This is a genomic window from Streptomyces sp. NPDC101234 (assembly GCF_044767525.1).
GTDB lineage: Bacteria > Actinomycetota > Actinomycetes > Streptomycetales > Streptomycetaceae > Streptomyces > Streptomyces sasae.
Map to the genome: position 1 here is coordinate 105,837 of NZ_JBIWOA010000013.1, position 24,377 is coordinate 130,213.

The following is a 24,377-nucleotide window of genomic DNA, read 5'->3' on the forward strand; positions in this document are numbered from 1 at the left end:
GCATGAGCACTGAACCCCTCCGCTTCGATACGAAGATCGCCGTACTGCTCCGCGAGGACCTGGAGCCGTGGCAGCGTCTCAACGTGACAGCGTTCCTGGTCAGCGGACTGGGAGCGACCCTCCCCGAGGTGGTCGGGGAGCCGTACGAGGATGCCGACGGGGTGGCGTACCTGCCGATGTTCCGGCAGCCGGTGCTGGTCTTCGAAGGCACGAAGGAAGTGGTGCAGGCGGCCCACGCCCGGGCCCTGAGCCGCGCCCTGCCCCGGGCCGTCTTCACGGCGGACCTGTTCTCGACAGGCAACGACCGCGACAACCGCGCGGCGGTGCGCGCCGTACCCACGGCCCAGCTGGACCTGGTGGGGCTCGCGGTGTACGGGCCGCGGAACGGGGTGGACAAGGTACTGAAGGGGGCCCGGATGCATCCGTGACCTGCGCTGTCCGCCGACAGGAGGAATCCCGTCGGGTGACCGGGTGATCTGATAATCGCAATCGATGCGGTTCAGGCTGAATGTCGTATTTCAAACTCATGCGATACATCAGATTCTTCAGTGCGGCCGCAGCTGCGGCGGCGCTCGTCACGGGCCTGACGAGCGGACCGGCGAGCGCCGCGGAGCCGGACCGCATCGCCTGCAGCGGGACGGCGCTGGCCATCGCCATCAACACCGCGCAGAACGGCGAGACCCTCGAACTCCGCCGCGACTGCACGTACCACCTGACGGCGCCGTACACGGACAGCGACGGTCTGCCCGCCATCGGCAAGAACCTCACGATCCGGGGCAACGGCGCGACGATCGTCCGCGACGGGTCGAGCACCGCCCCGTTCCGGATCTTCGACGTCAACTCGGGCGGCAACCTGCGCCTGGAGAACCTCACCGTCCGGGGCGGGTATCTCAATTCCACCACCGCGGACGGCGCCGGGATCCGGGTCAACGGTGGTGGCGCACTCTCGCTGGTGAAGGTCGATGTACTCGACAACACCACCGGGGCGAACGGCGGCGGCATCGCGGTGGAGGCGAACGCCTCGGCGGCCATCAAAAACAGTTATGTGGCGTTCAACAACGCGAACAACGGCGGTGGGCTCTACACCGCGGGGGCTGTGACCATCGAGAACTCCGAGTTCGCCCGCAACCACGCCCGGACCTCCGGCGGCGGGATCTACCAGGCCGGCGGCACCACCTTCATCGGCGGGAGCGTGATCCGGCGCAACACGTCGGCCGGGACCACCCGCGGCGGCGGCATCTACATCGCCGGCGGCACAGTGGAGATCTGCGAGACCAAGATCGCGAACAACACCGACACGGGCAACAGGGGCGGCGGGATCTACAACAACGGGAACCTGCGGCTGGTGAGGTCCCAGGTCAGCGGCAACGTCGTCGGAGGCGCGAACGGCCTGGGCGGCGGCATCTTCAACACCTCCTCGGGTGTGCTCACCCTCAAGGGCAGCGAGGTCTTCCGCAACAGCGCGAACGGACCCGGCACCTCCGTGGGCGGCGGCATCTACAACGACGGCGGATCCGTCACCCTCGACCACAGCACCGTCAGCAACAACGCCTCCACGGCGGCGCCCGGCGGCGTCTTCACCAGTAACGCGGTCCTGGTGACGGACTCGAAGGTCGTCCACAACATCCCGACCAACTGCACCCCGAGCCCGGGCCTGGTGCCCGGCTGCACGGACTGAGACCGACGGACCGAGGCCCTACGGACGGTCCGGCCCCCTGCTCTCGGAAGACCGAGGGCAGGGGGCCGGACCCGACGACCGGGCTGGTCGGACGGCACGCAGGCCGGTCAGGCGGCACGCACCTCGGCGCCCTTCGCGGGAACGGCCGCCGGCCGCTGCACCGGCAGCCGCCGCATGAGGACGCCGTACCCGAGACCCGCCCCGGTCCCCACGACCGCGCACACCCCCCACAGCCACTCCGCCCCGAACCGGTCGATGACGACTCCGGACATCAGCGGCGCGACGAGCGCGGCGGCGGACCACGACAGCGTGTACATCCCCTGGTACCGCCCCCGCCCGTGCACCGGCGAGAGCCGGACCACCAGTCCGGTCTGTGTCGGGGCGTTGACGATCTCGGCGAGCGTCCACACGCACACGGTGAGCGCGAAGACCCCGACCGACCCGGCGAAGGCGGTGAGCCCGAAGCCGTACCCGGCCAGCAGGGACGAGACGACGAGCAACGACCGCGGATCCCGGTGCTCGATGACCCGGGTGACCGGGATCTGGAGCACCACGATGAGCACCCCGTTCACGGCGATGGCCATGCCGTAGTCGGCGGGCGTGAACCCGGCCTGTCCCATCGCCACCGGCAGCGCGACCGATCCCTGCTGGAAGATCAGGGCGACGAGGAAGGACAGCCCGACGACGGCCATGTACCGCCCGTCGCGGAGCACGCTCGCGAGACTGACGTCGTCCTCCTTCGCGACCTCCTTGGCGGCGCGTTCCGGCCGGGACTCGGGCAGCTTGAGGAAGACCAGGACCGCACAGACGGCGGTCATCCCGGCCTCGATGAGGAACCCGGCGCGGTAGCTGACCTCGGCGACGAACCCGGCCCCCATGGACGACACGGCGAACCCGAGGTTGATGGCCCAGTAGTTCAGCGAGAACGCCCGGACCCGGTCCTCGGGCCGCACGATGTCGGCCATCATCGCCTGTACGGCCGGCCGGGAGGCGTTGGAGGCCATGCCGACGAGGAAGGCGACGCCGGCGATGGCGACGGGATCGCTCACGAACCCGAGCAGCGCGACGGCCCCGGCGGTCGAGGACTGGGCGACGAGCAGAGTCGGCCGCCTCCCCAGCCGGTCCGCCATCACCCCGCCCGCCAACGACGACACGACCCCGCCCAGCCCGTGCAGGGAGGCGACGAGCCCGGCGTAGGACGCGCTGTAGCCGCGGTCCAGCGTCAGATACAGGGCCATGTACGTGGCGACGAAGGCGCCCAGGCGGTTGACGAGGGTGCTGGTCCACAGCCACCAGAACTCGCGGGGCAGACCGGAGACGGTCTCCCGGGCGGCGCGTCGCAGGGCGACGGACGGCATGGCTCCCCCAAGGCAAGGTGTAAGTGCTGCGTGGCTTGACCGGACCTTACTTACACGCCGCTCGCCTGAGCCACTCAATTAACAAATGCAGTCAACTGTCCGCCCCCTGGGACGGCCCCCGGGCGCCCGCCCTCTGCCCCGAATACGTGGATTACGCTCTGTCCCATGGCCGACGCACCGTACAAGCTGATCCTCCTCCGCCATGGCGAGAGCGAATGGAACGCGAAGAACCTGTTCACCGGCTGGGTGGACGTCAACCTCAACGAGAAGGGCGAGAAGGAGGCGGTCCGCGGCGGTGAGCTCCTGACGGACGCCGACCTTCTCCCCGACGTGGTCCACACGTCCCTCCAGAAGCGGGCGATCCGCACCGCCCAGCTGGCCCTGGAGGCCGCGGACCGCCACTGGATCCCGGTCCACCGCAGCTGGCGCCTGAACGAGCGCCACTACGGCGCGCTCCAGGGCAAGGACAAGGCGGCGACGCTGGCCGAGTTCGGCGAGGAGCAGTTCATGCTCTGGCGCCGCTCGTACGACACCCCGCCCCCGCCGCTGCCGGACGACTCCGAGTTCTCCCAGGCCGCGGACGCCCGCTACGCGACGATCCCGCCGGAGCTGCGCCCCCGCACGGAGTGCCTCAAGGACGTCGTCGTCCGCATGCTCCCGTACTGGTACGACGGCATCGTCCCCGACCTCCTGGCCGGCCGCACGGTCCTGGTCGCCGCCCACGGCAACAGCCTCCGTGCCCTGGTCAAGCACCTGGACGGCATCTCGGACGCCGACATCGCGGGCCTGAACATCCCGACGGGCATCCCCCTCTACTACGAGCTGGACGCCGACTTCAAGCCGGTCACCCCGGGCGGCCGCTACCTCGACCCCGACGCGGCCGCGGCAGCGATCGAGGCGGTCAAGAACCAGGGCAAGAAGAAGTAATTCTGCACGATCAAGCCCCTCACCTGCGGTTTCGCTGCGGGTGAGGGGCTTGTCGCCATCCCGGGGCCGTCCGCGGGCCGTCAGGTGCGCCGGCGCCAGCGGCGGACGCGGATGTCGAAGGCGATCAGGAGGGCCGTCGGGACGGCGATCTTGGCCGGGGCGTTGGCCCACGCCGACGCGTGGGACCATGAGTCCTCCAGTTGTGCTCTGTTCCACGCTGCCCCCTGCCACCTGGCTCCGCGCCGCCCCCTGGGTGCTGCTCCAGGTGTGGGTCGACGGCGGACGGGATGGGAGCTGGGGGAGTAGTGGGCCGAGGTGTGTCACCAACCGCCGTTGGTTCCGACGTGGAACCTCGCCAGCGCAAAGATGATCAGAAGGTCAAGTGTCATCATGGGGATGGCCCACAGCGGGTAGTACGGAACGAACATGAACTGGGTGATCAGGCTGATCGCTGCCGCCGCTGCACCAGCCCCGCGACCCCAGCTCTTGTTTGTCACGACCCCCATGCCGGCAATGACGAGCGCCAGTCCGACCACAATGTGGATCCAGCCCCAAGCGGTGAGGTCGAACCGATAGGCGTACTGGGACGACGCGGCGAACAAGCTGTCCCCTGCGATGCCGGCTGCCCCCATGAGAATGCTGAGCGGCCCGCTGAGCATCAGCACGGCCCCGGCGAACAGGGACGCGCCGCTGAGTCTTTCGCTGCTGTCCGGCCCCCCGTGCCCTCTCCGGGCCTCGTTCGACATCGCTGCCATGGCCGTTACCTTCCTGTGTAGCGCGCTCACCGACGCACAACGCCCATGCGACGCCAACCACGCTCCCCTGACAGGATCACCGCGATGCCTCGGCACCGCGACCGCAACCCGCCATGGGGGCGTGGACTCCGACCGCACTGGCCGGTGACCTTCGGTTACTGAAAACGGGCCCGCCAGACCCGGGGCAAGAAGAAGCAGCTTTCCTGATCATGCCTCTGAGCTGCGCTTCCGGCGCGGACCAGGGGTATTTTCACGGTCGGGGAGCCTGTCCGGCTGCGCTTGCGCGGGAGCGCCCCGCGGCGTGTGGCTGCGGGGCGCCCTGGGGGGTCAGTCGACCGGCTGCCCGTCGTGCGTACCGCCCTTGCAGAGGTTGCCGGGCTCATTGATCGCGGGCATTCCGCCGCCGTCCCTGCACTGCTTGGGGGTGACGTAGGACGTGGCACCCTGTGCGGTGGCGGTGGCGGCGCTGGTGAGTCCGAGTCCGGCGAGGGCTGCCGTGGCGATGACGGCGGCGAGGATTCGTCGAATGCGCATCTGGTTCCCCTTTCACGGATTGCCTCCATTGGGGCACTAGACAGCTTGATCTTCACCCATGTGGGTGGCACGCCATGTTGGGCCATTCGGGTGACATTGCTGCGGGTGCGGGGGCGGCTACGCGTCCCCTGACCTCTGCCCTGTCTCTTCCTGCTGGGGTATGCCGTCGTCGCCGTCACAACGCCCTGCGTTGTTGCCTGATCGGTTCTCCCACCCGGTGCAGGTGGGTCAGGGCCTCGCGGTAGGACTGGATCAGGCCGGTCTCGTGGTACGGCACCCCGATCTCGGCGCAGTACTCGCGCACGATGACCTGGGCCCGCCGCAGATGGGGCGTGGGCATGCTCGGGAACAGGTGGTGCTCTATCTGGTAGTTGAGCCCACCGAGCAGCACGTCGACGAACCCGCCGCCGCGCACGTTGCGGGAGGTCAGCACCTGGCGCCGCAGGAAGTCGGGCCGCTCGTCGCCGGTGAACGTCGGCATGCCCTTGTGGTTCGGGGCGAACGTGCAGCCGAGGTAGACGCCGAAGAGACACTGGTTCACGGCGAGGAACGCCACCGCCCTGCCCGGAGAGAGCACCAGGAAGAGGGCGGACAGGTAGCCCGCGATGTGCAGGAAGAGCAGGGCGCCCTCGATGAGCCGGTTCTTCATGGCCGGCGAGCGCAGCGCCCGTACCCCGGCGACGTGCAGGTTGAGGCCCTCCAGTGTCAGCAGGGGGACGAACAGGAACGCCTGGTGGCCGCCGATGAAGCGGGCCAGGCCGCGGCTGGAGCGGGCCTGTTCGGTGGACCACAGCAGGATGTCCGGGGCGACATCCGGGTCCAGTTCCTCGTGGTTGGGGTTGGCGTGGTGGCGGGTGTGCTTGTTCATCCACCAGCCGTAGCTCATGCCGATGCCGAGGTTGCCGTACAGCCTGCCCCCGATCTCACTCGGCCGGCCGCGCCGGAACACCTGACGGTGCGCCAGATCATGTGCCACCAGGGCCGTCTGGCCGAAGACCACGGCGAGACAGGCGGCGACCGCCAGTTGCCACCAGGTGTCACCGAGGGCGAAGAAGGCCACCCAGCCCGCCGCCAGCAGGGCGGTCACGAGGCCGAGACGCAGCGTGTAGTAACCGGGGCGCCGCTCCAACAGGCCCGCTTCGGCGATGCGTCGGGAGAGCTTGGCGAAATCACTGCCGGTACTGGAACCGGACCGGTGCGGACGGGCGGCGGCGGATGCCCTGGCCGCGATGGACGCGTCGGTGGAGAAGGTCATGCCGCCGAGTCTGCGGACTGCCGTCCGGCCGGGGCAGCCTGCCAGTCACCGTATGCCCATGGGGGCTGCCCCCATGTCGTTCCAGGGGGATGTCACCACCCCTGTGCCGTTGACCAGGCCCGGGACAGGATCCACGGCCATATCGACCTTCCCCCGCACGCCGTTTCCTGCGCATGCCGATGTGCCTTACGGGTGAATCGGACGCTCGTCGACCGGCGGCCGACGCGACAGCGGGAAGGCCATTCTGCAAACCGGACACGCCACGGGCAGGGAGAGCGCCCCTATGCCGAAGTTCCTCATCCAAGCCGCCTACACACCCGAGGGGACGAAGGGTCTGCTCAAGGAAGGTGCGAGCGGCCGCCGCGCCGCCGTCGACCATGTGGTCGCCGGCCTCGGCGGGACGGTCGAGGCCATGTACTTCTCCTTCGGAGAGGACGATTTCGTGTGCATTCTCGACTTCCCCGACCCGGTCTCCATGGCCGCTGTCAGCCTCAGCGTCAAGGCCAGCGGCGCGCTCCGCACCCGGGCCACCCCCCTCCTCACCCCCGACGAGATCGACGAAGCCGCCCGCCGGCAGGTCGACTTCCGCCCTCCCGGCGCGTAGGCCGGGACAGCCTGGCAGGGGGCGCGCCGGACGCATGCCGGTGGACCCCTCACGGCCGACCCCTCCCAGGGCCGACCCCTCACGGTCGACTCGTCACGCCGGCACGTGTCCTGGCCACCCGCCCCGTATTTCGCGCGACCTGCGCGAACCCCGCGACCTACGATCACCCGGTACGGCTGCCGGAGGGGGCGGGGAGGGGCGGGAATGCTCGACGGCATGGAGGACGGGACGACAGCGGCGACGCGGCTCGCGGAAGGTGCGCCGCTTCGGAGCACGCTGGATGTCACCGACCCCGGTGACTGGCTTCTGCTGGACGCAGGAGTGCGCGAGGTGGCCTGGTACCGGGACCGGTCCCGGTACCGGCCGTGGCTCATGCCGGAGTGGGAGCCTTCCGCCCCGCTGCCCGCCGACCTGACCCGGCTCGGCGAGTCCCGGCTCGCACTCGCCCTCTGCCACCGCGACGGGCGGATACGTCAGGAAGCGGTGCGCCGGTCCGCCGAACACCCCGGCCTGCTGCCGTTGGTCGTGATCCGCTGCGCCGACTGGGCCGTCCCGGTGCGCGAGAGCGCCCGGCAACTGCTGCGCGAGGCCCTGGACATGGACTCCGCCCCCGGCCTCGCACCGATCGTCCTCCGCGTCGGCCGCCGGGACAGAGGCGCTTTCGGCGTCGATCTGCTCGGCCGGGTGCTGCGCCGGGCGTCCCACGAGCGGCTTGCTGCGCTCTTCACCGACCCCGACCGCGTCGTCCGGCGGTTCGCGTACCGGCTGGCCGTCGAGGGCCGGCTGCTCGGTCCGGCCGAGCTGGCCCGCGCGGCCGCCAGGGACGAGGACAGCGTGGTCCAGGACCTGTGCGCCACGGCGGCGCTCACGGCTCTGGGAGACGAAGGGGCGTACGAGGAGGCGTACGAGGACGTGCTGCCTCTGCTGCTGTCCGCGCGCAGCCCGCGTACCCGCTCGGCCGGTGTCACCGGGCTGCGGCGGGCGGGGCGACCGGCGCAGGCGGAGCCGTTCCTCAGCGACCGGTCCGCGCTGGTGCGCGCATGCGCCCGGTATGTCGTACGGCAGCAGCAGGAAGGCGATCCGGCCGCCTGGTACCGGGACCGGTGCTCGGCACCGGACGCCCCGGAGCTGCCGCCCGGCGCGGTCATCGGGCTGGCCGAGTGCGGGAACCGCGCGGACGCCGGGCTGCTGAGGCCGCTGCTCGCGCACCCGGCGGCCGGAGTGCGGGCGCGGGCGGTGGCAGGGCTGCGGGTACTGGACCGCGTGGATACGACGCTGCTGCGGCCGCTGCTCGACGACCCCGCCGCCGGTGTCGTCCGCGAGACGGTGGTCGCCCTGCTGCCCTCGGCAACGCAACTGCCCGCCGACTGGCTGCTGGAGCGCACCGGCTCCGAGTGGCCGCGGCACGTCCGCGTCGGCGCGTTCCGGCTGCTCGACGCGCGCGGCGGCATCGTGGCGCTGCGGGCGGCGGTCGGTCTGCTGGCGGACCCGGACACAAAGCTGCGCACCTGGGCCGGCCTGTCCGTGCAGCGCTGGCATCCGTCGGCGGATGTGCGCGGCCATGAAGCGGAGGCGGGGGAACTGCTCGACCGGAGCCGACACCTCTTCAGCGACCATGTGCTGCGCCGGCGCAAGTGGGAGGCCGGGGCGGACCGCTGAGTACGCCTGGAGGCGACGGCGCGCTCCGCGCAGCGGACACGCCAATCTCGCGCCAGTTCGTACGACCGTCTGCCCGGCCGCTCGGCTGTCCGAGGTGTTCCGTTGCGCCGCACAGGCGACCTGTCCGTGCCACCTCGCTCCTCCGTTCGTATCGCGCGCATTGACTGCCCCGTGCCGCGCTACGGAGATTCACGCGATGCAGTCCCTTTCGCGGCGACCACACATGCCCGCGTATCCGGTGCCGTTCCGGCGCCGGAAGAGAAGGGAATCGGATGCGCGCACTGCGACGTCTCCTCTGGAGCGCACTTGCGTCGTCGCTCGTTCTGATCGGAGCAGCACCAGCCCCCGCCCAGGCCGACGAGCCCCACCCGCAGAACGGCAGCAAACACAACTGCCCGATCGAACACCGGACGGCCAGCACGACCAAGGCACCGCCGACGGGACTGCAGGACTACTACCACGGTGACTGGCGGCTCGGCCCCAGCTACCTCGGGACGACCGGGGTCATCGGACGGATGCTCCGGGGCTACCGCCCGCAGGACAGCACCTCGCAGTTCTGGTTCCTCGGCTGCTACTGGCAGACCGACCAGCAGAACCAGTCCGGCTGGTGGTACCCGGACAACAACGGCTTCGTCCTGCGCGACGGCCGTCCGGTCGAGGCACCGAAGACCCTCCGGGTGGGGCAGCGTGTCGACCTCTTCGGCAGCGGCAACGGCTTCTTCCTCGCACCGGAGGGCACGCCGTACACGAAGCGCGCTCTGCCGCCGACCAACCTGGACGAGTACGACCCGAAGAACCCTCCCTTCAACTACCACCTGTACCGCGTCGTCAAGCCGCTCACGGTCCAGGCCGGGCCCATCAGGCCCTGGTTCGGCCAGGAAGGCCTCGGCGAGCAGTTCGTGACCAGAACCAGGGTCTCCGCACTGGCCGCGCCGGGCGGGTATCTGAAGGAGATCGCCCCGCCGATGCAGCATCAGCAGTCGCAGCACCAGCATCAGCAGTCGCAGCACCAGCACCAGCAGCAGCAATCGGAGCACCAGCAGTCGGAGCACCAGCAGAAGCCGCAGCAGCAGTCGCAGCATCAGCAGAAGCCGCAGCAGCAGTCGCAGCACCAGCAGAAGCCGCAGCAGCAGTCGCAGCATCAGCAGAAGCCGCAGCAGCAGTCGCAGCACCAGCAGAAGCCGCAGCAGCAGCAGTCGGAGCACCAGCAGTCGCAGCACCAGCAGCAGCACCAGTGGGACCACCAGTCGGACCACCAGTGGGACCACCAGCGGTAGCACCAGTCGCCATACCAGGGGGGCGCACCGTGCAGCCCCTACCTGCCGCTTCGTGGTGGGTAGGGGGCCGTTCGCTTTTCCGGGACCGCCGTCATGCCCGGTGAGGTGGTCACGCCGCGGTCGGTGTTTGCCGGATCGGCAAACGGGGTCGTCCGACCGGGACGGGGTTTCGCATGATCGGTGGTGCGGCGGCGGCACCTGCGCTCGAAGCCGCGTCCGACGGATCCGCGGCCTTGAGGAGGGCGTATGGCACAGCATGCCGAGATCGGTCACCGGGTGGTTTCCTCCCCTGCGGGGCGGATCCATCTCGTCGAGCAGGGCGCCGGGCCGCTCGTGCTGCTCGTCCACGGATTCCCCGAGTGCTGGTACTCCTGGCGGTACCAGCTGCCCGCGCTCGCGGCGGCGGGGTACCGGGCGGTGGCCGTCGATGTGCGCGGGTACGGCCGTTCCTCCAGGCCGGCCGCGACGGACGCCTACCGGATGACCGAACTCGTCGAGGACAACGTGTCCGTCGTGCGTGCACTCGGCGAGGAGTCCGCGGTCGTCGTCGGGCACGACTGGGGCGCGACCATCGCCGCGAACTCCGCGCTGCTCAGGCCGGAGGTGTTCCGGGCCGTGGGGCTGCTGAGCGTGCCGTACGCCCCGCGCGGCGGGCCCAGGCCCGGTGACGTCTTCGCGCGGATGCGTGCCGGTGGCGGGGACGAGGAGTTCTACGTCCCGTACTTCCAGGAGCCGGGGCGCGCCGAGGCCGAGATCGAACCCGATGTACGAGGCTGGCTCGCGGGCTTCTACGCCGCGCTGTCCGGCGACACCATGCCCGGGCCGGGCGCTCCCGACCCGCACTTCGTGCGCGCGGGCGGGACCCTCCGGGAGCGGTTCCCCGCCGGGCGGGCACCCGCGTGGCTCGGCGAACGGGACCTCGACGTCTTCGCGGGGGAGTTCGAACGCACCGGGCTGACGGGCGCGCTCAACCGGTACCGGAACATGGACCGCGACTGGGAGGACCTCGCCGCCTACGACGGCGCCCCGATCACCCAGCCGTCCCTGTTCGCCGGCGGCAGCCTCGACGCCTCGACCACCTGGCTGGCCGACGCCATCGAGGCGTACCCGGTCACCCTGCCGGGCCTGGTCTCCTCCCACCTCCTCGACGGCTGCGGACACTGGATCCAGCAGGAGCGCCCGGACGAGGTCAACCGGCTGCTCGTCGACTGGCTCGCCGGCCTGCCCGGCTCCTGAGCGGAATCCTGAGCGGAAGCGCCCGTCCGGCCTCCGGGACCGTCACCAGATCGACAGGGGCACCTCGTGGATCTCATCGGCCGGATGGCCGGTGCGTTCGTGGACGCGCCTGACCGCCTCGGCCGACGGCGCCTCGGAGAGGCAGTAGACGTTGCCGGAGTCCGGGTCCGCCCAGGCCCGTTCGAAGTGCACGCCCTCGTCCTTCTCGACGGCGAGATCGGCCTCGTGGGCCTCCTGGAGCTGGTCGGCGGTGATGCCCTTCATCCCGTGGTGGACGTCCATGAACTGCGGCATGGCTGCCACCTCCTTCGCCTTGTCCGTCTCCCCTCCATGCTGCGCCCGCCGCCGCGGCACGGCATACGAAGGGCCCCGGACCGCAGTCCGGGGCCCTCTGCCGTAGCTGAGGTGTCCGCTCAGCCGCACTGGCAGGGGCTGCCCGACTGGCAGCCGCAGCCACAGCCCGAGCCGCACCCGCAGGCGCCGATGACCAGGAGGTTCTTGATCTCGGTGGGCTGCTCGGTCTCTCGTTCCTGGGTGGGGTCGGGTGTGGTGCTGGGGGATTCGGCCATGGATCCCTCCTAGAGGTCCCTAGATTCCCGGCCCCTGGATTCCCTAGAGGCAGGGCGTGGTGCCTTTGCCCATTCCATGCCCGTTTCGCTGGGCGCATCAACAGCGCACGACAGCGCACAGATGCGCTGCGAGCCTGCCCTGCACCTCGCGAGCCCCCTCGACCGCCGGAGGTGCTACGCCCCCTCGGCGCCCGTCACGGCTGGATGTCGGACTGCAGCTCGTCCGCGTGCTCACCGGTGACCAGGAAGACGACGCGCTTGGCGACGGCGACCGCGTGGTCGGCGTACCGCTCGTAGTAGCGGCCGAGCAGCGTCACGTCGACGGCGGTCTCGATGCCGTGCTTCCAGCGGTCGTCCAGCAGGTGCGAGAAGAGCGTGCGGTGCAGCAGGTCCATCTCGTCGTCGTCCTGCTCCAGCTGCAGCGCCAGGTCGACGTCCTTGGTGACGATGACCTCGGCGGCCTTGGCCATCAGGCGCTGCGCGAGCTGGCCCATCTCCAGGATGGTGGCCTCCAGGTCCCGCGGGACCGCGCGCGACGGGAAGCGGAGCCGGGCGAGCTTCGCGACGTGCTGGGCGAGGTCGCCGGAGCGCTCCAGGTCGGCGGACATCCGGAGCGAGGTGACGACGATCCGCAGGTCCGTCGCCACCGGCTGCTGGCGGGCGAGCAGGGCTATCGCGCGCGCCTCCAGGTCGTGGTGGAGTTCGTCGACCTTCTGGTCGTTCTCGATGACGCTCTCGGCAAGCTTCAGGTCGCTGTCGAGGATCGCCGTCGTGGCGCGCCCGATGGCCGAGCCGACCAGCCGGGCCATGTCGACCAGGCTGTCGCCGATCGAGTCGAGTTCCTCGTGGTACGCGTCCCGCATCAGGGTTCCCTCTCGTGCGTGTGTCCAGGGGTTTCGGGGGCCGGGGGCCGTGGCCGAAACCAGCTGCGAACCCCACGCTCCCACGTTCCGGTCCCAACGCGACCGTTTCTGCCACCCCAAATGAACCAATACTGGCTCCAAGGTGAACTCTGGGCGACGAGTGTTCGAGCTCGCACTCCCATGGCTGTGGGGATGTCGTACGCCCTGCTTAACCTGTTTGCATGGACGTGAACGCGGCGGTCGCCGCAGCGGCAGCGATCGCCGGGGTGCTTACCGGTGTCATCGCCATGCTGGCGTTCCGCTGGAGTGAACGCGACCAGAAGCGACCGACCAGGACTTCTCTGCACACCGACCCCGTACTGCCCCCGGGCGTGGACACCGTACTGAGCGTGCTGCGCTCCTCCGCGGTCGTCCTCGACGAGGCCGACGCCGTCGTCAAGGCGAGCTCGGCGGCGTACGCCCTCGGACTCGTGCGCGGCGGCAAACTCGCCATCGAGCCGATGCTCGGGATGGCCCGGGACACCCGGCGCGACGGCGAGATACGTCAGGTCGAGCTGGACCTGCCGCGGCGCGGCACCGGACGCGGAGAGGCCCTCGCCGTCTCCGCCCGGGTGGCGCCCCTCGGCTCCCGGCTCGTGCTCCTCCTCGTCGAGGACCTCACCGAGGCCCGCCGCATCGAGGCGGTACGACGTGATTTCGTGGCGAACGTGAGCCATGAGCTCAAGACCCCGGTCGGCGCACTCTCCCTTCTCTCCGAGGCCGTCATGGACGCCTCGGACGATCCGGAGGCCGTGCAGCGCTTCGCCGGTCGCATGCAGATAGAGGCCACGCGCCTGACCAACCTGGTCCAGGAGCTCATCGACCTGTCGAGAGTGCAGAACGACGACCCGCTGGAGGACGCCGAGCCCGTCCGGGTCGACGAACTGGTCGCCGAGGCGATCGACCGGTGCCGCCACCAGGCCGGCACCAAGCAGATCACCATGGCCGCCGGCGGCACCGCCGACCTGCACGTCTGGGGCAACCGCGGCCAGCTCGCCGCCGCCCTCGGCAACCTGGTCGAGAACGCCGTCAACTACTCCCCGGCCCGCACCCGGGTCGGGATAGCCGCCCGCCGGGTCAGCGCGCCCGGGGGCGACATGATCGAGCTCGCCGTGACCGACCAGGGCATCGGCATCACCGACAAGGACAAGGAGCGCATCTTCGAGCGCTTCTACCGCGTCGACCCGGCCCGTTCCCGGGCCACCGGTGGCACCGGCCTCGGCCTCGCCATCGTCAAGCACGTGGCCGCCTCGCACGGCGGGGAGGTCACGGTGTGGAGCGCCGAGAACCAGGGCTCCACGTTCACCCTCCGGCTGCCGGAGGCGGGCGCGGTACGCGACCGCGCGTCGCAGCACCCCGACCCCGACCTCGACGACGAGGCCGGCACCACCGAGTCATCCCCGTACGAACCGCTTCCCGCCCCGGAGGTCCTTCCGTGACCCGTGTGCTCGTCGTCGAGGACGAGGAGTCCTTCTCCGACGCCCTGTCGTACATGCTCCGCAAGGAGGGCTTCGAGGTCGCCGTGGCGGCCACGGGCCCCGACGGACTCGACGAGTTCGAGCGCAACGGCGCCGACCTCGTCCTCCTCGACCTGATGCTGCCGGGGCTGCCCGGTACCGAGGTCTGCCGCCAGCTGCGCGGCCGCTCCAACGTCCCCGTCATCATGGTGACGGCCAAGGACAGCGAGATCGACAAGGTCGTCGGGCTCGAAATAGGAGCTGACGACTACGTCACCAAGCCCTTCTCGTCCCGCGAACTGGTGGCCCGCATCCGCGCGGTGCTGCGCCGCCGCGGCGAGCCCGAGGAGGTCACCCCGGCCGCCCTCGAAGCGGGCCCGGTCCGCATGGACGTCGACCGCCACGTGGTCACCGTCTCCGGCTCCAAGGTCGACCTCCCCCTCAAGGAGTTCGACCTCCTGGAGATGCTGCTGCGCAACGCGGGTCGCGTCCTGACCCGTATGCAGCTCATCGACCGGGTCTGGGGCGCCGACTACGTCGGCGACACCAAGACCCTCGACGTCCACGTCAAGCGCCTGCGCGCAAAGATCGAACCGGACCCGGGCGCCCCGCGCTACCTGGTGACGGTGCGTGGTCTCGGCTACAAGTTTGAACCGTAAGTCGCTGACCGGCTACGATGAGCAACCCTCGCCGTCGGGTGGACGGAGAGGCTAAACGCCTGTGGAGTGTCGGTAAGACCCGGAGCGATCCGGGCGCGATGCCGTGAAGCAGGAATCCCCTTGAGGGTGCGCCAAAAGTTCGAGCCGTAAACGCTCGGCAACGCCAAGGGCGGGAACCGATGACCAAGGTTCCCGCCCTAGCTGTTTCAGGTGCTGCTCAGCCCGCGTTCGCCGACTGCGACGCCGAGTCGGTCGGGGTGGCCGAGGCGCTCGCGGACGTCTTGCCCTTCTTGCCGGTCTTACCGGTCTTGGCGCTCTCGCTCGCCGTGGCGCCGGCGGCCGGGGAGACGGAGACCGACGCGGAGGCCGAAGGCGACGGCACCGAGCTCGGGCCCCAGCCCGTGAAGTAGCTCTCGGCCGGCACGACGAACGCGCGCAGGCTCACGTCACCGGTCTTGCTGAAGGTGAACGTGATCTTCTGGGCGTTGCCGTCCTGGACCGCCTCACGGCTGCTGGCCAGCACCGCGGAGGCGTTGTCCTTGCCGCCGAGGATCAGCCGGCCGCCGGCCTGGATGGTCAGCGGCTGCGACTTGGTGGCGTGCAGCTCGGCGGTCTTGTTGGTACCGGCGACGACGATCGACTGGAGCGTCTCCGGCTCGGTGCCGGTGTTGAAGATGGTCGCGGTGACCACGGCGGGCCCGTCCGACGTGAGGTCGGGCTGCGTGATCACGGTCGCGTTCTGGACCTTGATGTCGCCGACACTCGTCGCCGCGCTGTCGGGCTTGATCTCCAGCGTCTGGGAGTCGTTGCCGGCGGCGCACGCGGAGAGCGAGGCGACGGAGAAGGCGATGGCGGAGGCGGCGAGGGCGCCGCGTCGAAGGCTGCTGCTCACGGCGGCGGCTACTCCTTGAACGCACGGACGACTACCTTATAAAGCCGCCCTAAGTGTCTGTCAGCGGCCTTAGGTTACCGAGCCGTTCCCGCACGGCCGCACCCGACCCTCCCCAAGCCCCTCGCTTCTCTCAAGCGGTGGGTGTCCGCAGGGGGCCGCAAGTGACTCTCCGGTCACTTTGAAGCGACGCCCGTCCGGCATTCAGATAACTCGTTCGCAACACCGCGCGCAAAATTTCCGTGAAGGAATGCGCGGCCACCAGGGAAATTGATCACGTACCGTTCGGTCGGACGCCTGTGATCAATTCCGGAAACGCCCCGGATCCGGTCCGGGCAACCGAACGGAGTAGCGGAAGTCGTACGCTTGGAACCGGACATATAGGGACGTTCATCCACTTGGGCGGGCGTCCGGATGTGTGTAACGTGCTCGTTTCACCTCGCCCGGAGAGCCGCTCCGACCTGCGAATACCTGGTTCCGGACGGCCCGTGCAGCACGTTCCTGTTGCTGTTGTCAAGCCCCGAGATATGCCCTGACCTGCGAAAACGCCATTCAGAACCGCCGGTTTCCGTGTTACCCTGGATAGCCACGGAAGGGGTACCTGTCACATGACGTTCAAGGTTGGCGACACCGTGGTCTATCCCCATCACGGGGCCGCGCTGATCGAGGCCATCGAAACTCGCCAGATCAAAGGCGTGGACAAGACCTACTTGGTGCTGAAGGTCGCCCAGGGTGACCTGACGGTACGTGTGCCAGCGGACAATGCGGAGTTCGTCGGCGTGCGTGATGTGGTCGGTCAGGACGGGCTGGACCGGGTCTTCGAGGTGCTGCGCGCACCGTACGCCGAGGAGCCCACGAACTGGTCCCGTCGTTACAAGGCAAACCTGGAGAAGCTCGCCTCCGGCGATGTCATCAAGGTCGCGGAAGTCGTGCGTGACCTGTGGCGTCGTGAGCGCGAGCGCGGACTCTCCGCCGGAGAGAAGCGCATGCTCGCCAAGGCCCGCCAGATCCTGGTGAGCGAGCTCGCCCTCGCGGAGAACACGAACGAGGACAAGGCCGAGGCCCTGCTCGACGAGGTCCTCGCGTCCTGACGCGGTCCAGCTCGGCACACTGAAACTCCGCACACCGATATGCCGCGGTGCCCGATGACACAGCAACTGTCGCCGGGCGCTGCGGCATGTTCGTACCCGGAATCCCGGAACGCGCGTATTGAGCCCGACGCGCATATCGGGCCCGGCCCGCTGTGCTCGGTCACTCGGAACCCCGCCCTGAACCCACCCCGGCGGAAACCCCCGATACTAGGCGTGCCGGGCCCGGGCTGCTGGCTCGACCGGTGTCACGGAAGGGTCCGGTCAAGGCGTCGCGCCCGGCACTTCCCAGGCCATACCCACGCCAGGCCCGCACACAAACCTGACAGGAACCGATGTCTGACGATTCGCGTCCTTCGCGTACGGAATCGCGTACCGCACTGCGCACGGCAGCCGTGATTCCCGCCGCCGGCCGGGGCGTACGCCTCGGTCCGGGCGCCCCCAAGGCGCTACGCGCGCTGAACGGCACGCCCATGCTCATCCACGCCGTACGCGCCCTGGCCGCCTCCCGCGCGGTCTCCCTGGTCGTCGTCGTGGCTCCGCCCGACGGCGCGCCCGAGGTCAAGTCCCTCCTCGACGCGCACGCGCTGCCCGACCGCACCGACTTCCTCGTCGTCCCCGGCGGCGAGTCCCGCCAGGAGTCGGTCAAGCTCGGCCTGGACGCGCTGCCCCCGGACTACGACATCGTTCTCGTCCATGACGCGGCCCGCCCCCTCGTCCCCGTCGACACCGTCGACGCCGTGATCCAGGCGGTCCGCGAGGGCGCCCCCGCGGTCGTCCCCGCCCTCCCCCTCGCCGACACGGTCAAGGAGGTCGAGCCGACGGCCACCCCCGGAGACCCGGAACCGGTGGTCGCGACCCCGGAGCGCGCCCGGCTGCGCGCCGTGCAGACCCCCCAGGGCTTCGACCGCACGACGCTGGTCCGCGCCCACGAGACGGTCACCGACAACGTCACCGACGACGCCAGCATGGTCGAACAGCTGGGTGAGCAGGTCGTGGTCGTCCCCGGCCACGAGGAGGCCTTCAAGGTCACCCGCCCCCTGGACCTGGTCCTCGCGGAGGCGGTCCTGGCCCGCAGGAGGCTCAACGATGGCTTCTGAGGTCGTACTGCCGCGGGTCGGTATCGGCACCGACATCCACGCCTTCGAAGAGGGCCGCGAGCTGTGGTGCGCCGGCCTCAAGTGGGAGGGCGAGGGCCCCGGCCTGGCCGGCCACTCCGACGCGGACGTCGTCGCCCACGCGGCCTGCAACGCGCTCTTCTCGGCGGCGGGACTCGGTGACCTGGGGCAGCACTTCGGCACGGGACGGCCCCAGTGGTCGGGCGCGTCGGGCGTGACCCTCCTGACGGAGGCGGCCCGGATCGTCCGCGACGCCGGTTTCACCATCGGGAACATCGCCGTACAGGTCGTAGGACCGCGCCCGAAGATCGGAAAGCGCCGGGACGAGGCGGAGAAGATCCTTTCGGACGCCGCCGGGGCTCCCGTGTCGGTCTCCGGGGCCACCACGGACGGCCTGGGTTTCCCGGGCAGGGGCGAAGGTCTGATGGCGGTGGCAACGGCGTTGGTCGTGAAGGCAGCGTGACCGGATTCCTTCAGGGGCGCGGGGCTGAATCGATGTGCGGCTCCGCCGCGTGGGCGCGACGGGCCACAGCGCACGCGCACCCGGCAACGGCGCTTCGCACGCCGGTGCCACGCACCACCCTCCGCCCACTACCCTAGGTCCCGTGACTATTCGCCTGTACGACACCAACGCCCGGCAGATCCGTGACTTCACCCCGCTCACCGCGGGCTGTGTCTCGATCTACCTCTGTGGTGCCACCGTGCAGGCGGCGCCCCACATCGGGCACATCCGGTCCGGCCTGAACTTCGACATCATGCGCCGCTGGTTCGAATACCGCGGCTATGCCGTGACGTTCATCCGCAACGTCACGGACATCGACGACAAGATCATCGCCAAGTCCGCCGAGCAGGGCCGCCCCTGGTGGGCGATCGGCTACCAGAACGAGCGCGCGTTCAACGACGGCTACTTCGCGCTCGGCTGCCTCCCGCCGACGTACGAGCCCCGCGCGACCGGGCACGTACCGGAGATGATCGAGATGATGCGCGGGCTCATCGAGCGCGGGCACGCCTACGAGTCCGACGGCAACGTCTACTTCGACGTGCGCTCCTACCCGGACTACCTCCAGCTCTCCAACCAGGAGCTGGACAACCTCCGCCAGCCGGAGGGCGAGGGCGAGACCGGCAAGCGGGACCAGCGGGACTTCGCGCTGTGGAAGGCCGTGAAACCGGGCGAGCCCAGCTGGGAGACGCCGTGGGGCCGCGGCCGCCCCGGCTGGCACCTGGAGTGCTCGGCGATGGCCCACAAGTACCTCGGCGAGTCGTTCGACATCCACGGCGGCGGCCTGGACCTGATCTTCCCGCACCACGAGAACGAGATCGCCCAGGCCAAGGCGTTCGGCGACGACTTCGCCCGGTACTGGGTGCACAACGCCTGGGTCACCATGAGCGGCGAGAAGATGTCGAAGTCCCTCGGGAACTCGGTCCTCGTCTCCGAGATGGTCAGGCACTGGCGCCCGATCGTGCTGCGCTACTACCTGGGCACCCCGCACTACCGCTCGATGATCGAGTACAGCGAGGAGTCGCTGCGCGAGGCCGAGTCGGCGTTCGCGCGCATCGAGGGCTTCGTGCAGCGCGTGGTCGAGCTGGCCGGGGGAGCCGTCGAGCCCTCGCCGGAGGTCCCGCCGGCGTTCGCCGAGGCGATGGACGACGACCTGGGCGTCCCGCAGGCCCTCGCCGTCGTGCACACCACGGTCCGGCAGGGCAACAGCGCGCTGGCCGCCGACGACAAGGAGGCGGCCGTCGCCCGCCTCGCCGAGGTCCGCGCCATGCTCGGCGTCCTCGGTCTCGACCCGCTCGATGCGCACTGGGCCGGTGGCGTCGAGAAGGGCGACAACCTGCACGGGGTCGTGGACAGCCTGGTACGGCTCGTCCTCGACCAGCGCGAGTCCGCCCGCGGCCGCAAGGACTGGGCGACCGCCGACGCCATCCGCGACCAGCTGAACCAGTCCGGCCTCGCGATCGAGGACAGCCCCTCCGGACCGCGCTGGACCCTCAAGTCCTAGTCGCCCCGGATCTGAAGATCAACTGTGCCGCCCGGCCCCCCGGGCGGCACACTGCATAAGACGCACGTACGAAACGAAGCTCACGGAGACGGGTAACTCATGGCAGCCAACAACCGCCGCATGTCCGGCAAGAAGGGCGCGCAGGTCGGCAGTGGCGGCCAGCGGCGCCGGGGCCTGGAGGGCAAGGGCCCGACCCCGCCCGCCGAGATGCGCAAGGGCCACAAGAAGAACCGCATCGCCACCGCCAAGGCCAAGCAGACCCAGCGCCGCCCGGTGGCACGCGGCCGCGGCGGCAAGGGCACGTCCGAGATGGTCGTCGGCCGCAACCCGGTGGTGGAAGCCCTCCGCGAGGGCGTCCCGGCCTCCACCCTCTACGTCCAGCAGTTCATCGACAACGACGAGCGGGTCCGCGAGGCGCTGCAGCTCGCCGCCGAGCGCGGTGGCATCAACCTCATGGAGGCCCCGCGCCCCGAGCTGGACCGTATGACGAACGGCCTCAACCACCAGGGCCTGGTCCTCCAGGTCCCGCCGTACGAGTACGCGCACCCCGAGGACCTGGCCGACGCGGCCGCCGACGACGGCGAGGACCCCCTCATCGTCGCCCTGGACGGGGTCACCGACCCGCGCAACCTCGGCGCGGTCGTCCGCTCGGTCTCCGCCTTCGGCGGCCACGGAGTCGTCGTCCCCGAGCGCCGCGCGGCCGGTATGACCGCCGGCGCCTGGAAGACGTCGGCCGGTACGGCGGCCCGCACGCCCGTCGCCCGCGCCACCAACCTGACCCGGGCCCTGGAGTCGTACAAGAAGGCCGGCATCGTGATCGTCGGCCTCGCGGCGGACGGCGAGCACGAGATCGGCGACCTGGAGGCCCTCGGCGGCCCGGTCGTCATCGTCGTCGGCAGCGAGGGCAAGGGCCTGTCCCGACTGGTCGGCGAGACCTGCGACTTCCGGGTCCGCATCCCGATGCCGGGCGGCGCCGAGTCGCTCAACGCCGGTGTGGCGGCGGGGATCGTGCTGTACGAGGCGGCGCGCCGCCGGGGCTGACGGCCGTGCGAGGCGGCGCGCCGCCGGGGCTGAACAAACGTCCGTAACCTCACCCGTGCGGGGTAATTCCGGCGTCCAGGGCATCCTTGACGGGGTCCGGACACATCCGGCCGGTCAAAGCAGTGTCCTAACTCCACGTCACTCGGTTAGATGAGTGTGGACACCAGAACACCCCGCACACCCACGGGGGACCGCTCGTCGGGATTCCGCTCCGGATTCGCCTCCGGTCCCGACGACGCTCCCGCGCTGAGCATGGTGAAGGTGCCGAGCGATCCGGCGCAGGTCATCGTCAACCACGCGAGCTTCCGCGTGCAGCTGGGCGTATCGACACGGCGTACCCAATCCCCCCGGGTCGTACGGCACATGAGCGCCACCGAGGACACCACGCGGATCCCGGTCGCCGGCCCGGCGGGCAGAGCGGGAGCGGCCGCCGGCCGCCGCCGCCCGGTCGTGTGGAGCGGCAGGTCCGCGCCCGACGACACCGGCGCCCACCGGCTGCTCCAGGCCGTCCGCGGCGGCAGCGTCCGGTACGCCGAGGAACCGGCCGAGCCGGCCGGCGCGACCCGGGTCATCCCCCGCGTCGGCGACGGCTACGACGTGCTGGACCAGACCGTCGAGACACCGATGGTCGGCCACCCACGCTCCCCGGCCTCGGGCGAGAACCGCCTCCTCCCGAACATGCGGACGGTCGGCAGCGCCTACGACGAACCGGCCTACGGCGAACCGGCCTACTCCGACGACCGGTTCGACGACTACGACCACGTCGACGAGGAGCTTCCCACCAGGCGGACCGGCGACGGCGACCCGGCCCGGCACGCCTACTACCCCGGCCGCCGGATGAACCTCGGCGTGGTCCTGCTCCCGCTCCGGATCTTCCTCGGTTTCATCTCCGTCTACGCCGGCATGGGCAAGCTGTGCGACCCCGTCTACTTCGACGGCGGCAAGCGCGGCTCCATGGTCACCTGGCTCAACACGCTGCACCCCTGGGAGGTCGCCGAGCCGCTGCGCCAGTTCGCCCTCCAGCACCCGGTCGGCTCCGGCCTGGTGATCGCCTTCTTCCAGGTGATCGTCGGCGTCCTGACCGTCCTCGGCTGCTGGCAGCGGGTCGCCGCGGTCGTCGGCGCGCTGCTGTCCGCCGCGCTCATCGTCACCGTCAGCTGGAAGACCGTCCCCGCCTACGACGCCCCCGACATCATCTATCTCGCCGCCTGGTCGCCGCTGATCATCGCCGGCGCCCCCGTCTACTCCGTCGACGGCCGGCTGGCGGGCAGCGCCTGGCGACGGCTCGGCCCCCGCGCCGACATCTGGGAGCTGCGCGCCTTCGTGCTCCGCCGAGGCGCCCTGGTCACGGCCGTCACCATCGGCCTCACCCTCCTCGTCGGCTCCCTCCTGGGCGGCGCGGTCCGCGACTCCAGCCGAGTGGTCGTCCCCGGCCCCGGCGAGGCGCCCCGCAACAACCTCCCCGGCTCCCCGCTCCCCGGCAAGCCGGTCAAGCGCCACGCCACGACTCCGTCGGCCCCCACCTCCCCCTCCGGGGGCGCCACGGCCGGCGCGAGCCCCTCCGGAGCGGCCACGACCCCGAGCGCCGGCCACACGGCGGGCAACACGACCACCACCCCCAGCGAGACCCAGGGCACGACAGGCCAGGCCCCGCCCCAGCACACCGCCCCGGCGCCCACCACAGCCGGCCCGACCTCCGGCGGCACCGCCACCGGCGGCGCCTCCTCGACGAGCGGCGGCACAAGCACCGGCACAGGCACCAGCGGCGGCACGTCGTCCTCCGGCCAGCCGGGCCTGGTGGGCGGTTTGCTGGGCTAGCGCGATCCGGCCGTACGACTTGAGGCCCCGCACCTGAAAAGGTGCGGGGCCTCAACGCGCCCCAAAGGGGAGCTGGGGGAGGAACTGCGCGACCGGCCACAACGCACCCGCAGCCGACGACGGTGGGCCGACTTTCAGCGCGCGGCCTACCTCCCCAGCGCCGCCAGCTCCTTCGCCGCCTCCGTCAGATCCTTCGCCGTGTCGATCGCCCGCCAGTACGCCCCCTGAGGGATCGGGAACCCGGCCAGCTGCCGGCTTCGCGCCAGGTGCGGAAACGTCGTCCGCTCGTGATCCCCCCGCTCCGGCAGCATCCCGGCGAACTCGGGGGAGAAGACGTACACACCCGCGTTGATCTCGAACGTCGACGGCGGCGCCTCGATGAAGTCCGTGATGTGGCCGAAGCCGTCCGTCTTCACCGCGCCCCAGGGAATCCGCGGCCGCGCCAGCGCCAGCGTCGCCACCGCGTCCCGCTCCGTGTGGAAGTCGGCCATGTCGCGCAGCGAGAACCGCGTCCAGATGTCGCCGTTCGTGGCGTACCAGGGCCGCTCGGGACGGGGCAGATGCGCGGCCGCGTACTTCAGACCGCCGCCCCGGCCCAGCGGCTCGGACTCCACCACCGTGGTGACGGAGAGGGGCAGGTCGGCCGTCGCCAGCCACTTCTGCAGGACCTCGGCGAGGTGGCCGCAGGAGACCACCACGTCCGTGACGCCCTCCTCGGCGAGCCAGGTCAACTGGTGGCCGATGATCGGCGTGCCCGTACCGGGGATCTCGACCATCGGCTTGGGCCGGTCGTCGGTGTACGGACGAAGCCGTGAGCCCTGGCCACCGGCCAGGACCACGGCTTGAGTGGGGCGCAACGCGGCGTTCGGATGGGTCATGCCCGAACTGTACGACGCGCCCCGGGGCCGGCTTCCCGCCGGACGGGTCCCCTTAAGGTCCCGTTACCTACTTCCCAACCGCCGTTCAGCTGTGTGCCGCGAGCACGCCGGACGCGAAGGACGTGTCACAGACCGGGCGGGCGAACGACTGGGCGCGGGAGGCGCCGTAGATGCGCACCGCGGCCTGGCCCAGCGCCCGGGCGATGGACGTGCAGTGCCGGGCGAGCGACGGGTGGCCGTTGACCGCCTGCTGGAGGTGGGTGAGGACCTGGCCCGGGTTCCGGTCCTGGAGCTCGGTCATCAGCTGGTCACGCAGTACGTCCTGCGGGGCCTGGGCGAGGGCCTTGGAGGAGACGTGCGCGTCGGTCACGTCGGTCGCGGTGAGCACCGAGCTCCGCGGGCTTCCCGTCCAGTTGACGCGGGTGACGGCGAGGGTCCCGGAGAGCACCAGGACGACGGGCAGGACGAGGGCGAGAGTGCGGCCGATCCGGCGGGCAGGGCCGCCCCGGTGGCCGCGTCGCGTCTGAGGGGTGGTGGAGTGCTTCACGCGTGTGAGGGTAGCGTGCGGTAATGATTTGGCGACATTTAGTCACCGGTTCGGGGGATGGAGAAGTGCCGTGTTTCGGGTACGGGGTTGACGCACACTGCTCGAAAACCACCCGCTTGCCGGGG

25 protein-coding genes are annotated in these 24,377 nt (G+C 70.5%); 15 read left to right on the forward strand and 10 right to left on the reverse strand.

What is annotated here, in order from left to right:
- The first annotated feature begins 2 nt into the window (after positions 1–2).
- Positions 3–428: a DUF2000 family protein gene (locus ACIRR9_RS24205; protein WP_384565523.1), complete on the forward strand. Its 426-nt coding sequence runs from the start codon at positions 3–5 to the stop codon at positions 426–428.
- A gap of 98 nt (positions 429–526) precedes the next feature.
- The gene (locus ACIRR9_RS24210; RefSeq protein ID WP_403755329.1) at positions 527–1,678 is read left to right on the forward strand and encodes a hypothetical protein; all 1,152 of its coding nucleotides are present in this window, start codon (positions 527–529) and stop codon (positions 1,676–1,678) included.
- A gap of 107 nt (positions 1,679–1,785) precedes the next feature.
- On the opposite strand, the gene ACIRR9_RS24215 is transcribed toward ACIRR9_RS24210, so the two are convergent.
- The gene (locus ACIRR9_RS24215) at positions 1,786–3,036 is read right to left on the reverse strand and encodes an MDR family MFS transporter (protein WP_403755332.1); all 1,251 of its coding nucleotides are present in this window, start codon (positions 3,034–3,036) and stop codon (positions 1,786–1,788) included.
- Between the two features lie 165 nt (positions 3,037–3,201).
- On the opposite strand from ACIRR9_RS24215, the gene ACIRR9_RS24220 reads away from it, so the two are divergent.
- On the forward strand, positions 3,202–3,963 hold the full coding sequence (locus ACIRR9_RS24220; RefSeq protein ID WP_365350990.1) for a phosphoglyceromutase: 762 nt from the start codon (positions 3,202–3,204) through the stop codon (positions 3,961–3,963).
- Positions 3,964–4,283: 320 nt separating this feature from the next.
- On the opposite strand, the gene ACIRR9_RS24225 is transcribed toward ACIRR9_RS24220, so the two are convergent.
- The 3 genes from ACIRR9_RS24225 to ACIRR9_RS24235 form a co-directional block, all read right to left on the reverse strand.
- Positions 4,284–4,718: a hypothetical protein gene (locus tag ACIRR9_RS24225; protein ID WP_403755335.1), complete on the reverse strand. Its 435-nt coding sequence runs from the start codon at positions 4,716–4,718 to the stop codon at positions 4,284–4,286.
- Positions 4,719–5,045: 327 nt separating this feature from the next.
- Complete coding sequence (locus tag ACIRR9_RS24230; protein ID WP_365350992.1) at positions 5,046–5,252, reverse strand: hypothetical protein; 207 nt, start codon at positions 5,250–5,252, stop codon at positions 5,046–5,048.
- A gap of 175 nt (positions 5,253–5,427) precedes the next feature.
- Positions 5,428–6,507, reverse strand: a complete 1,080-nt coding sequence (locus ACIRR9_RS24235; RefSeq protein WP_403755338.1) for a fatty acid desaturase family protein — start codon at positions 6,505–6,507, stop codon at positions 5,428–5,430.
- A gap of 283 nt (positions 6,508–6,790) precedes the next feature.
- Here ACIRR9_RS24235 and ACIRR9_RS24240 point away from each other — a divergent pair, with 283 nt between their 5' ends.
- The 4 genes from ACIRR9_RS24240 (at position 6,791) to ACIRR9_RS24255 (ending at position 11,283) form a co-directional block, all read left to right on the forward strand.
- On the forward strand, positions 6,791–7,111 hold the full coding sequence (locus tag ACIRR9_RS24240) for a GYD domain-containing protein (protein ID WP_316774248.1): 321 nt from the start codon (positions 6,791–6,793) through the stop codon (positions 7,109–7,111).
- A gap of 204 nt (positions 7,112–7,315) precedes the next feature.
- Complete coding sequence (locus ACIRR9_RS24245; protein WP_403755341.1) at positions 7,316–8,770, forward strand: hypothetical protein; 1,455 nt, start codon at positions 7,316–7,318, stop codon at positions 8,768–8,770.
- Between the two features lie 272 nt (positions 8,771–9,042).
- Positions 9,043–10,047, forward strand: coding sequence for a TNT domain-containing protein (locus ACIRR9_RS24250; protein WP_403755344.1), 1,005 nt, complete (start codon positions 9,043–9,045; stop codon positions 10,045–10,047).
- Between the two features lie 246 nt (positions 10,048–10,293).
- On the forward strand, positions 10,294–11,283 hold the full coding sequence (locus ACIRR9_RS24255; protein WP_403755347.1) for an alpha/beta fold hydrolase: 990 nt from the start codon (positions 10,294–10,296) through the stop codon (positions 11,281–11,283).
- A gap of 42 nt (positions 11,284–11,325) precedes the next feature.
- On the opposite strand, the gene ACIRR9_RS24260 is transcribed toward ACIRR9_RS24255, so the two are convergent.
- The 3 genes from ACIRR9_RS24260 to phoU all read right to left on the reverse strand — a co-directional run bounded on the left by ACIRR9_RS24260 (position 11,326) and on the right by phoU (position 12,715).
- Entirely contained in the window at positions 11,326–11,577 is a 252-nt protein-coding gene (locus ACIRR9_RS24260) for an SCO4226 family nickel-binding protein (RefSeq protein WP_316774240.1), read from the reverse strand.
- Positions 11,578–11,696: 119 nt separating this feature from the next.
- Positions 11,697–11,852 (reverse strand): hypothetical protein, encoded by a 156-nt coding sequence (locus ACIRR9_RS24265; protein ID WP_403755350.1) that lies wholly within the window; start codon positions 11,850–11,852, stop codon positions 11,697–11,699.
- A gap of 194 nt (positions 11,853–12,046) precedes the next feature.
- On the reverse strand, positions 12,047–12,715 hold the full coding sequence (gene phoU / locus ACIRR9_RS24270) for a phosphate signaling complex protein PhoU (RefSeq protein WP_403755353.1): 669 nt from the start codon (positions 12,713–12,715) through the stop codon (positions 12,047–12,049).
- Positions 12,716–12,936: 221 nt separating this feature from the next.
- On the opposite strand from phoU, the gene ACIRR9_RS24275 reads away from it, so the two are divergent.
- Complete coding sequence (locus ACIRR9_RS24275; protein ID WP_123976046.1) at positions 12,937–14,193, forward strand: cell wall metabolism sensor histidine kinase WalK; 1,257 nt, start codon at positions 12,937–12,939, stop codon at positions 14,191–14,193.
- Positions 14,190–14,870: a response regulator transcription factor gene (locus ACIRR9_RS24280; RefSeq protein ID WP_010358452.1), complete on the forward strand. Its 681-nt coding sequence runs from the start codon at positions 14,190–14,192 to the stop codon at positions 14,868–14,870. Before ACIRR9_RS24275 ends, ACIRR9_RS24280 begins: the two co-directional genes overlap by 4 nt.
- Positions 14,871–15,087: 217 nt before the next feature.
- Here ACIRR9_RS24280 and ACIRR9_RS24285 read toward each other — a convergent pair whose 3' ends face one another.
- Positions 15,088–15,762, reverse strand: coding sequence for a DUF461 domain-containing protein (locus ACIRR9_RS24285; protein WP_403755357.1), 675 nt, complete (start codon positions 15,760–15,762; stop codon positions 15,088–15,090).
- A 605-nt stretch (positions 15,763–16,367) separates the two neighbouring features.
- On the opposite strand from ACIRR9_RS24285, the gene ACIRR9_RS24290 reads away from it, so the two are divergent.
- The 6 genes from ACIRR9_RS24290 (at position 16,368) to ACIRR9_RS24315 (ending at position 22,827) form a co-directional block, all read left to right on the forward strand.
- On the forward strand, positions 16,368–16,850 hold the full coding sequence (locus ACIRR9_RS24290; protein ID WP_003953493.1) for a CarD family transcriptional regulator: 483 nt from the start codon (positions 16,368–16,370) through the stop codon (positions 16,848–16,850).
- A gap of 332 nt (positions 16,851–17,182) precedes the next feature.
- Positions 17,183–17,947, forward strand: coding sequence for a 2-C-methyl-D-erythritol 4-phosphate cytidylyltransferase (gene ispD / locus ACIRR9_RS24295; RefSeq protein ID WP_403755360.1), 765 nt, complete (start codon positions 17,183–17,185; stop codon positions 17,945–17,947).
- The gene (ispF, locus tag ACIRR9_RS24300; RefSeq protein ID WP_403755363.1) at positions 17,937–18,428 is read left to right on the forward strand and encodes a 2-C-methyl-D-erythritol 2,4-cyclodiphosphate synthase; all 492 of its coding nucleotides are present in this window, start codon (positions 17,937–17,939) and stop codon (positions 18,426–18,428) included. The genes ispD and ispF overlap by 11 nt, the downstream gene beginning before the upstream one ends.
- A 142-nt stretch (positions 18,429–18,570) precedes the next feature.
- Complete coding sequence (gene cysS / locus ACIRR9_RS24305; RefSeq protein ID WP_403755366.1) at positions 18,571–19,968, forward strand: cysteine--tRNA ligase; 1,398 nt, start codon at positions 18,571–18,573, stop codon at positions 19,966–19,968.
- A gap of 99 nt (positions 19,969–20,067) precedes the next feature.
- The gene (rlmB, locus tag ACIRR9_RS24310; RefSeq protein WP_384565572.1) at positions 20,068–21,009 is read left to right on the forward strand and encodes a 23S rRNA (guanosine(2251)-2'-O)-methyltransferase RlmB; all 942 of its coding nucleotides are present in this window, start codon (positions 20,068–20,070) and stop codon (positions 21,007–21,009) included.
- 150 nt (positions 21,010–21,159) lie between these two features.
- Positions 21,160–22,827, forward strand: a complete 1,668-nt coding sequence (locus ACIRR9_RS24315) for a DoxX family membrane protein (RefSeq protein ID WP_403755369.1) — start codon at positions 21,160–21,162, stop codon at positions 22,825–22,827.
- A 146-nt stretch (positions 22,828–22,973) separates the two neighbouring features.
- On the opposite strand, the gene ACIRR9_RS24320 is transcribed toward ACIRR9_RS24315, so the two are convergent.
- Both ACIRR9_RS24320 and ACIRR9_RS24325 read right to left on the reverse strand, forming a co-directional pair.
- The gene (locus tag ACIRR9_RS24320; protein ID WP_403755371.1) at positions 22,974–23,705 is read right to left on the reverse strand and encodes an NDP-sugar synthase; all 732 of its coding nucleotides are present in this window, start codon (positions 23,703–23,705) and stop codon (positions 22,974–22,976) included.
- Between the two features lie 85 nt (positions 23,706–23,790).
- Positions 23,791–24,252, reverse strand: coding sequence for a hypothetical protein (locus ACIRR9_RS24325; RefSeq protein ID WP_403755374.1), 462 nt, complete (start codon positions 24,250–24,252; stop codon positions 23,791–23,793).
- Positions 24,253–24,377: the final 125 nt, after the last annotated feature.

What these genes read in the sequence shown, in the direction of transcription:
- ACIRR9_RS24205 (WP_384565523.1), top strand. Translation starts at nt 3, where the DNA reads ATGAGCACTGAACCCCTCCGCTTCGATACGAAGATCGCCGTACTGCTC.
- ACIRR9_RS24210 (WP_403755329.1), top strand. Translation starts at nt 527, where the DNA reads ATGCGATACATCAGATTCTTCAGTGCGGCCGCAGCTGCGGCGGCGCTC.
- ACIRR9_RS24215 (WP_403755332.1), bottom strand. Translation starts at nt 3,036, where the DNA reads ATGCCGTCCGTCGCCCTGCGACGCGCCGCCCGGGAGACCGTCTCCGGT.
- ACIRR9_RS24220 (WP_365350990.1), top strand. Translation starts at nt 3,202, where the DNA reads ATGGCCGACGCACCGTACAAGCTGATCCTCCTCCGCCATGGCGAGAGC.
- ACIRR9_RS24225 (WP_403755335.1), bottom strand. Translation starts at nt 4,718, where the DNA reads ATGGCAGCGATGTCGAACGAGGCCCGGAGAGGGCACGGGGGGCCGGAC.
- ACIRR9_RS24230 (WP_365350992.1), bottom strand. Translation starts at nt 5,252, where the DNA reads ATGCGCATTCGACGAATCCTCGCCGCCGTCATCGCCACGGCAGCCCTC.
- ACIRR9_RS24235 (WP_403755338.1), bottom strand. Translation starts at nt 6,507, where the DNA reads ATGACCTTCTCCACCGACGCGTCCATCGCGGCCAGGGCATCCGCCGCC.
- ACIRR9_RS24240 (WP_316774248.1), top strand. Translation starts at nt 6,791, where the DNA reads ATGCCGAAGTTCCTCATCCAAGCCGCCTACACACCCGAGGGGACGAAG.
- ACIRR9_RS24245 (WP_403755341.1), top strand. Translation starts at nt 7,316, where the DNA reads ATGCTCGACGGCATGGAGGACGGGACGACAGCGGCGACGCGGCTCGCG.
- ACIRR9_RS24250 (WP_403755344.1), top strand. Translation starts at nt 9,043, where the DNA reads ATGCGCGCACTGCGACGTCTCCTCTGGAGCGCACTTGCGTCGTCGCTC.
- ACIRR9_RS24255 (WP_403755347.1), top strand. Translation starts at nt 10,294, where the DNA reads ATGGCACAGCATGCCGAGATCGGTCACCGGGTGGTTTCCTCCCCTGCG.
- ACIRR9_RS24260 (WP_316774240.1), bottom strand. Translation starts at nt 11,577, where the DNA reads ATGCCGCAGTTCATGGACGTCCACCACGGGATGAAGGGCATCACCGCC.
- ACIRR9_RS24265 (WP_403755350.1), bottom strand. Translation starts at nt 11,852, where the DNA reads ATGGCCGAATCCCCCAGCACCACACCCGACCCCACCCAGGAACGAGAG.
- phoU (WP_403755353.1), bottom strand. Translation starts at nt 12,715, where the DNA reads ATGCGGGACGCGTACCACGAGGAACTCGACTCGATCGGCGACAGCCTG.
- ACIRR9_RS24275 (WP_123976046.1), top strand. Translation starts at nt 12,937, where the DNA reads ATGGACGTGAACGCGGCGGTCGCCGCAGCGGCAGCGATCGCCGGGGTG.
- ACIRR9_RS24290 (WP_003953493.1), top strand. Translation starts at nt 16,368, where the DNA reads ATGACGTTCAAGGTTGGCGACACCGTGGTCTATCCCCATCACGGGGCC.
- ispD (WP_403755360.1), top strand. Translation starts at nt 17,183, where the DNA reads ATGTCTGACGATTCGCGTCCTTCGCGTACGGAATCGCGTACCGCACTG.
- ispF (WP_403755363.1), top strand. Translation starts at nt 17,937, where the DNA reads ATGGCTTCTGAGGTCGTACTGCCGCGGGTCGGTATCGGCACCGACATC.
- rlmB (WP_384565572.1), top strand. Translation starts at nt 20,068, where the DNA reads ATGGCAGCCAACAACCGCCGCATGTCCGGCAAGAAGGGCGCGCAGGTC.
- ACIRR9_RS24315 (WP_403755369.1), top strand. Translation starts at nt 21,160, where the DNA reads ATGAGTGTGGACACCAGAACACCCCGCACACCCACGGGGGACCGCTCG.
- ACIRR9_RS24320 (WP_403755371.1), bottom strand. Translation starts at nt 23,705, where the DNA reads ATGACCCATCCGAACGCCGCGTTGCGCCCCACTCAAGCCGTGGTCCTG.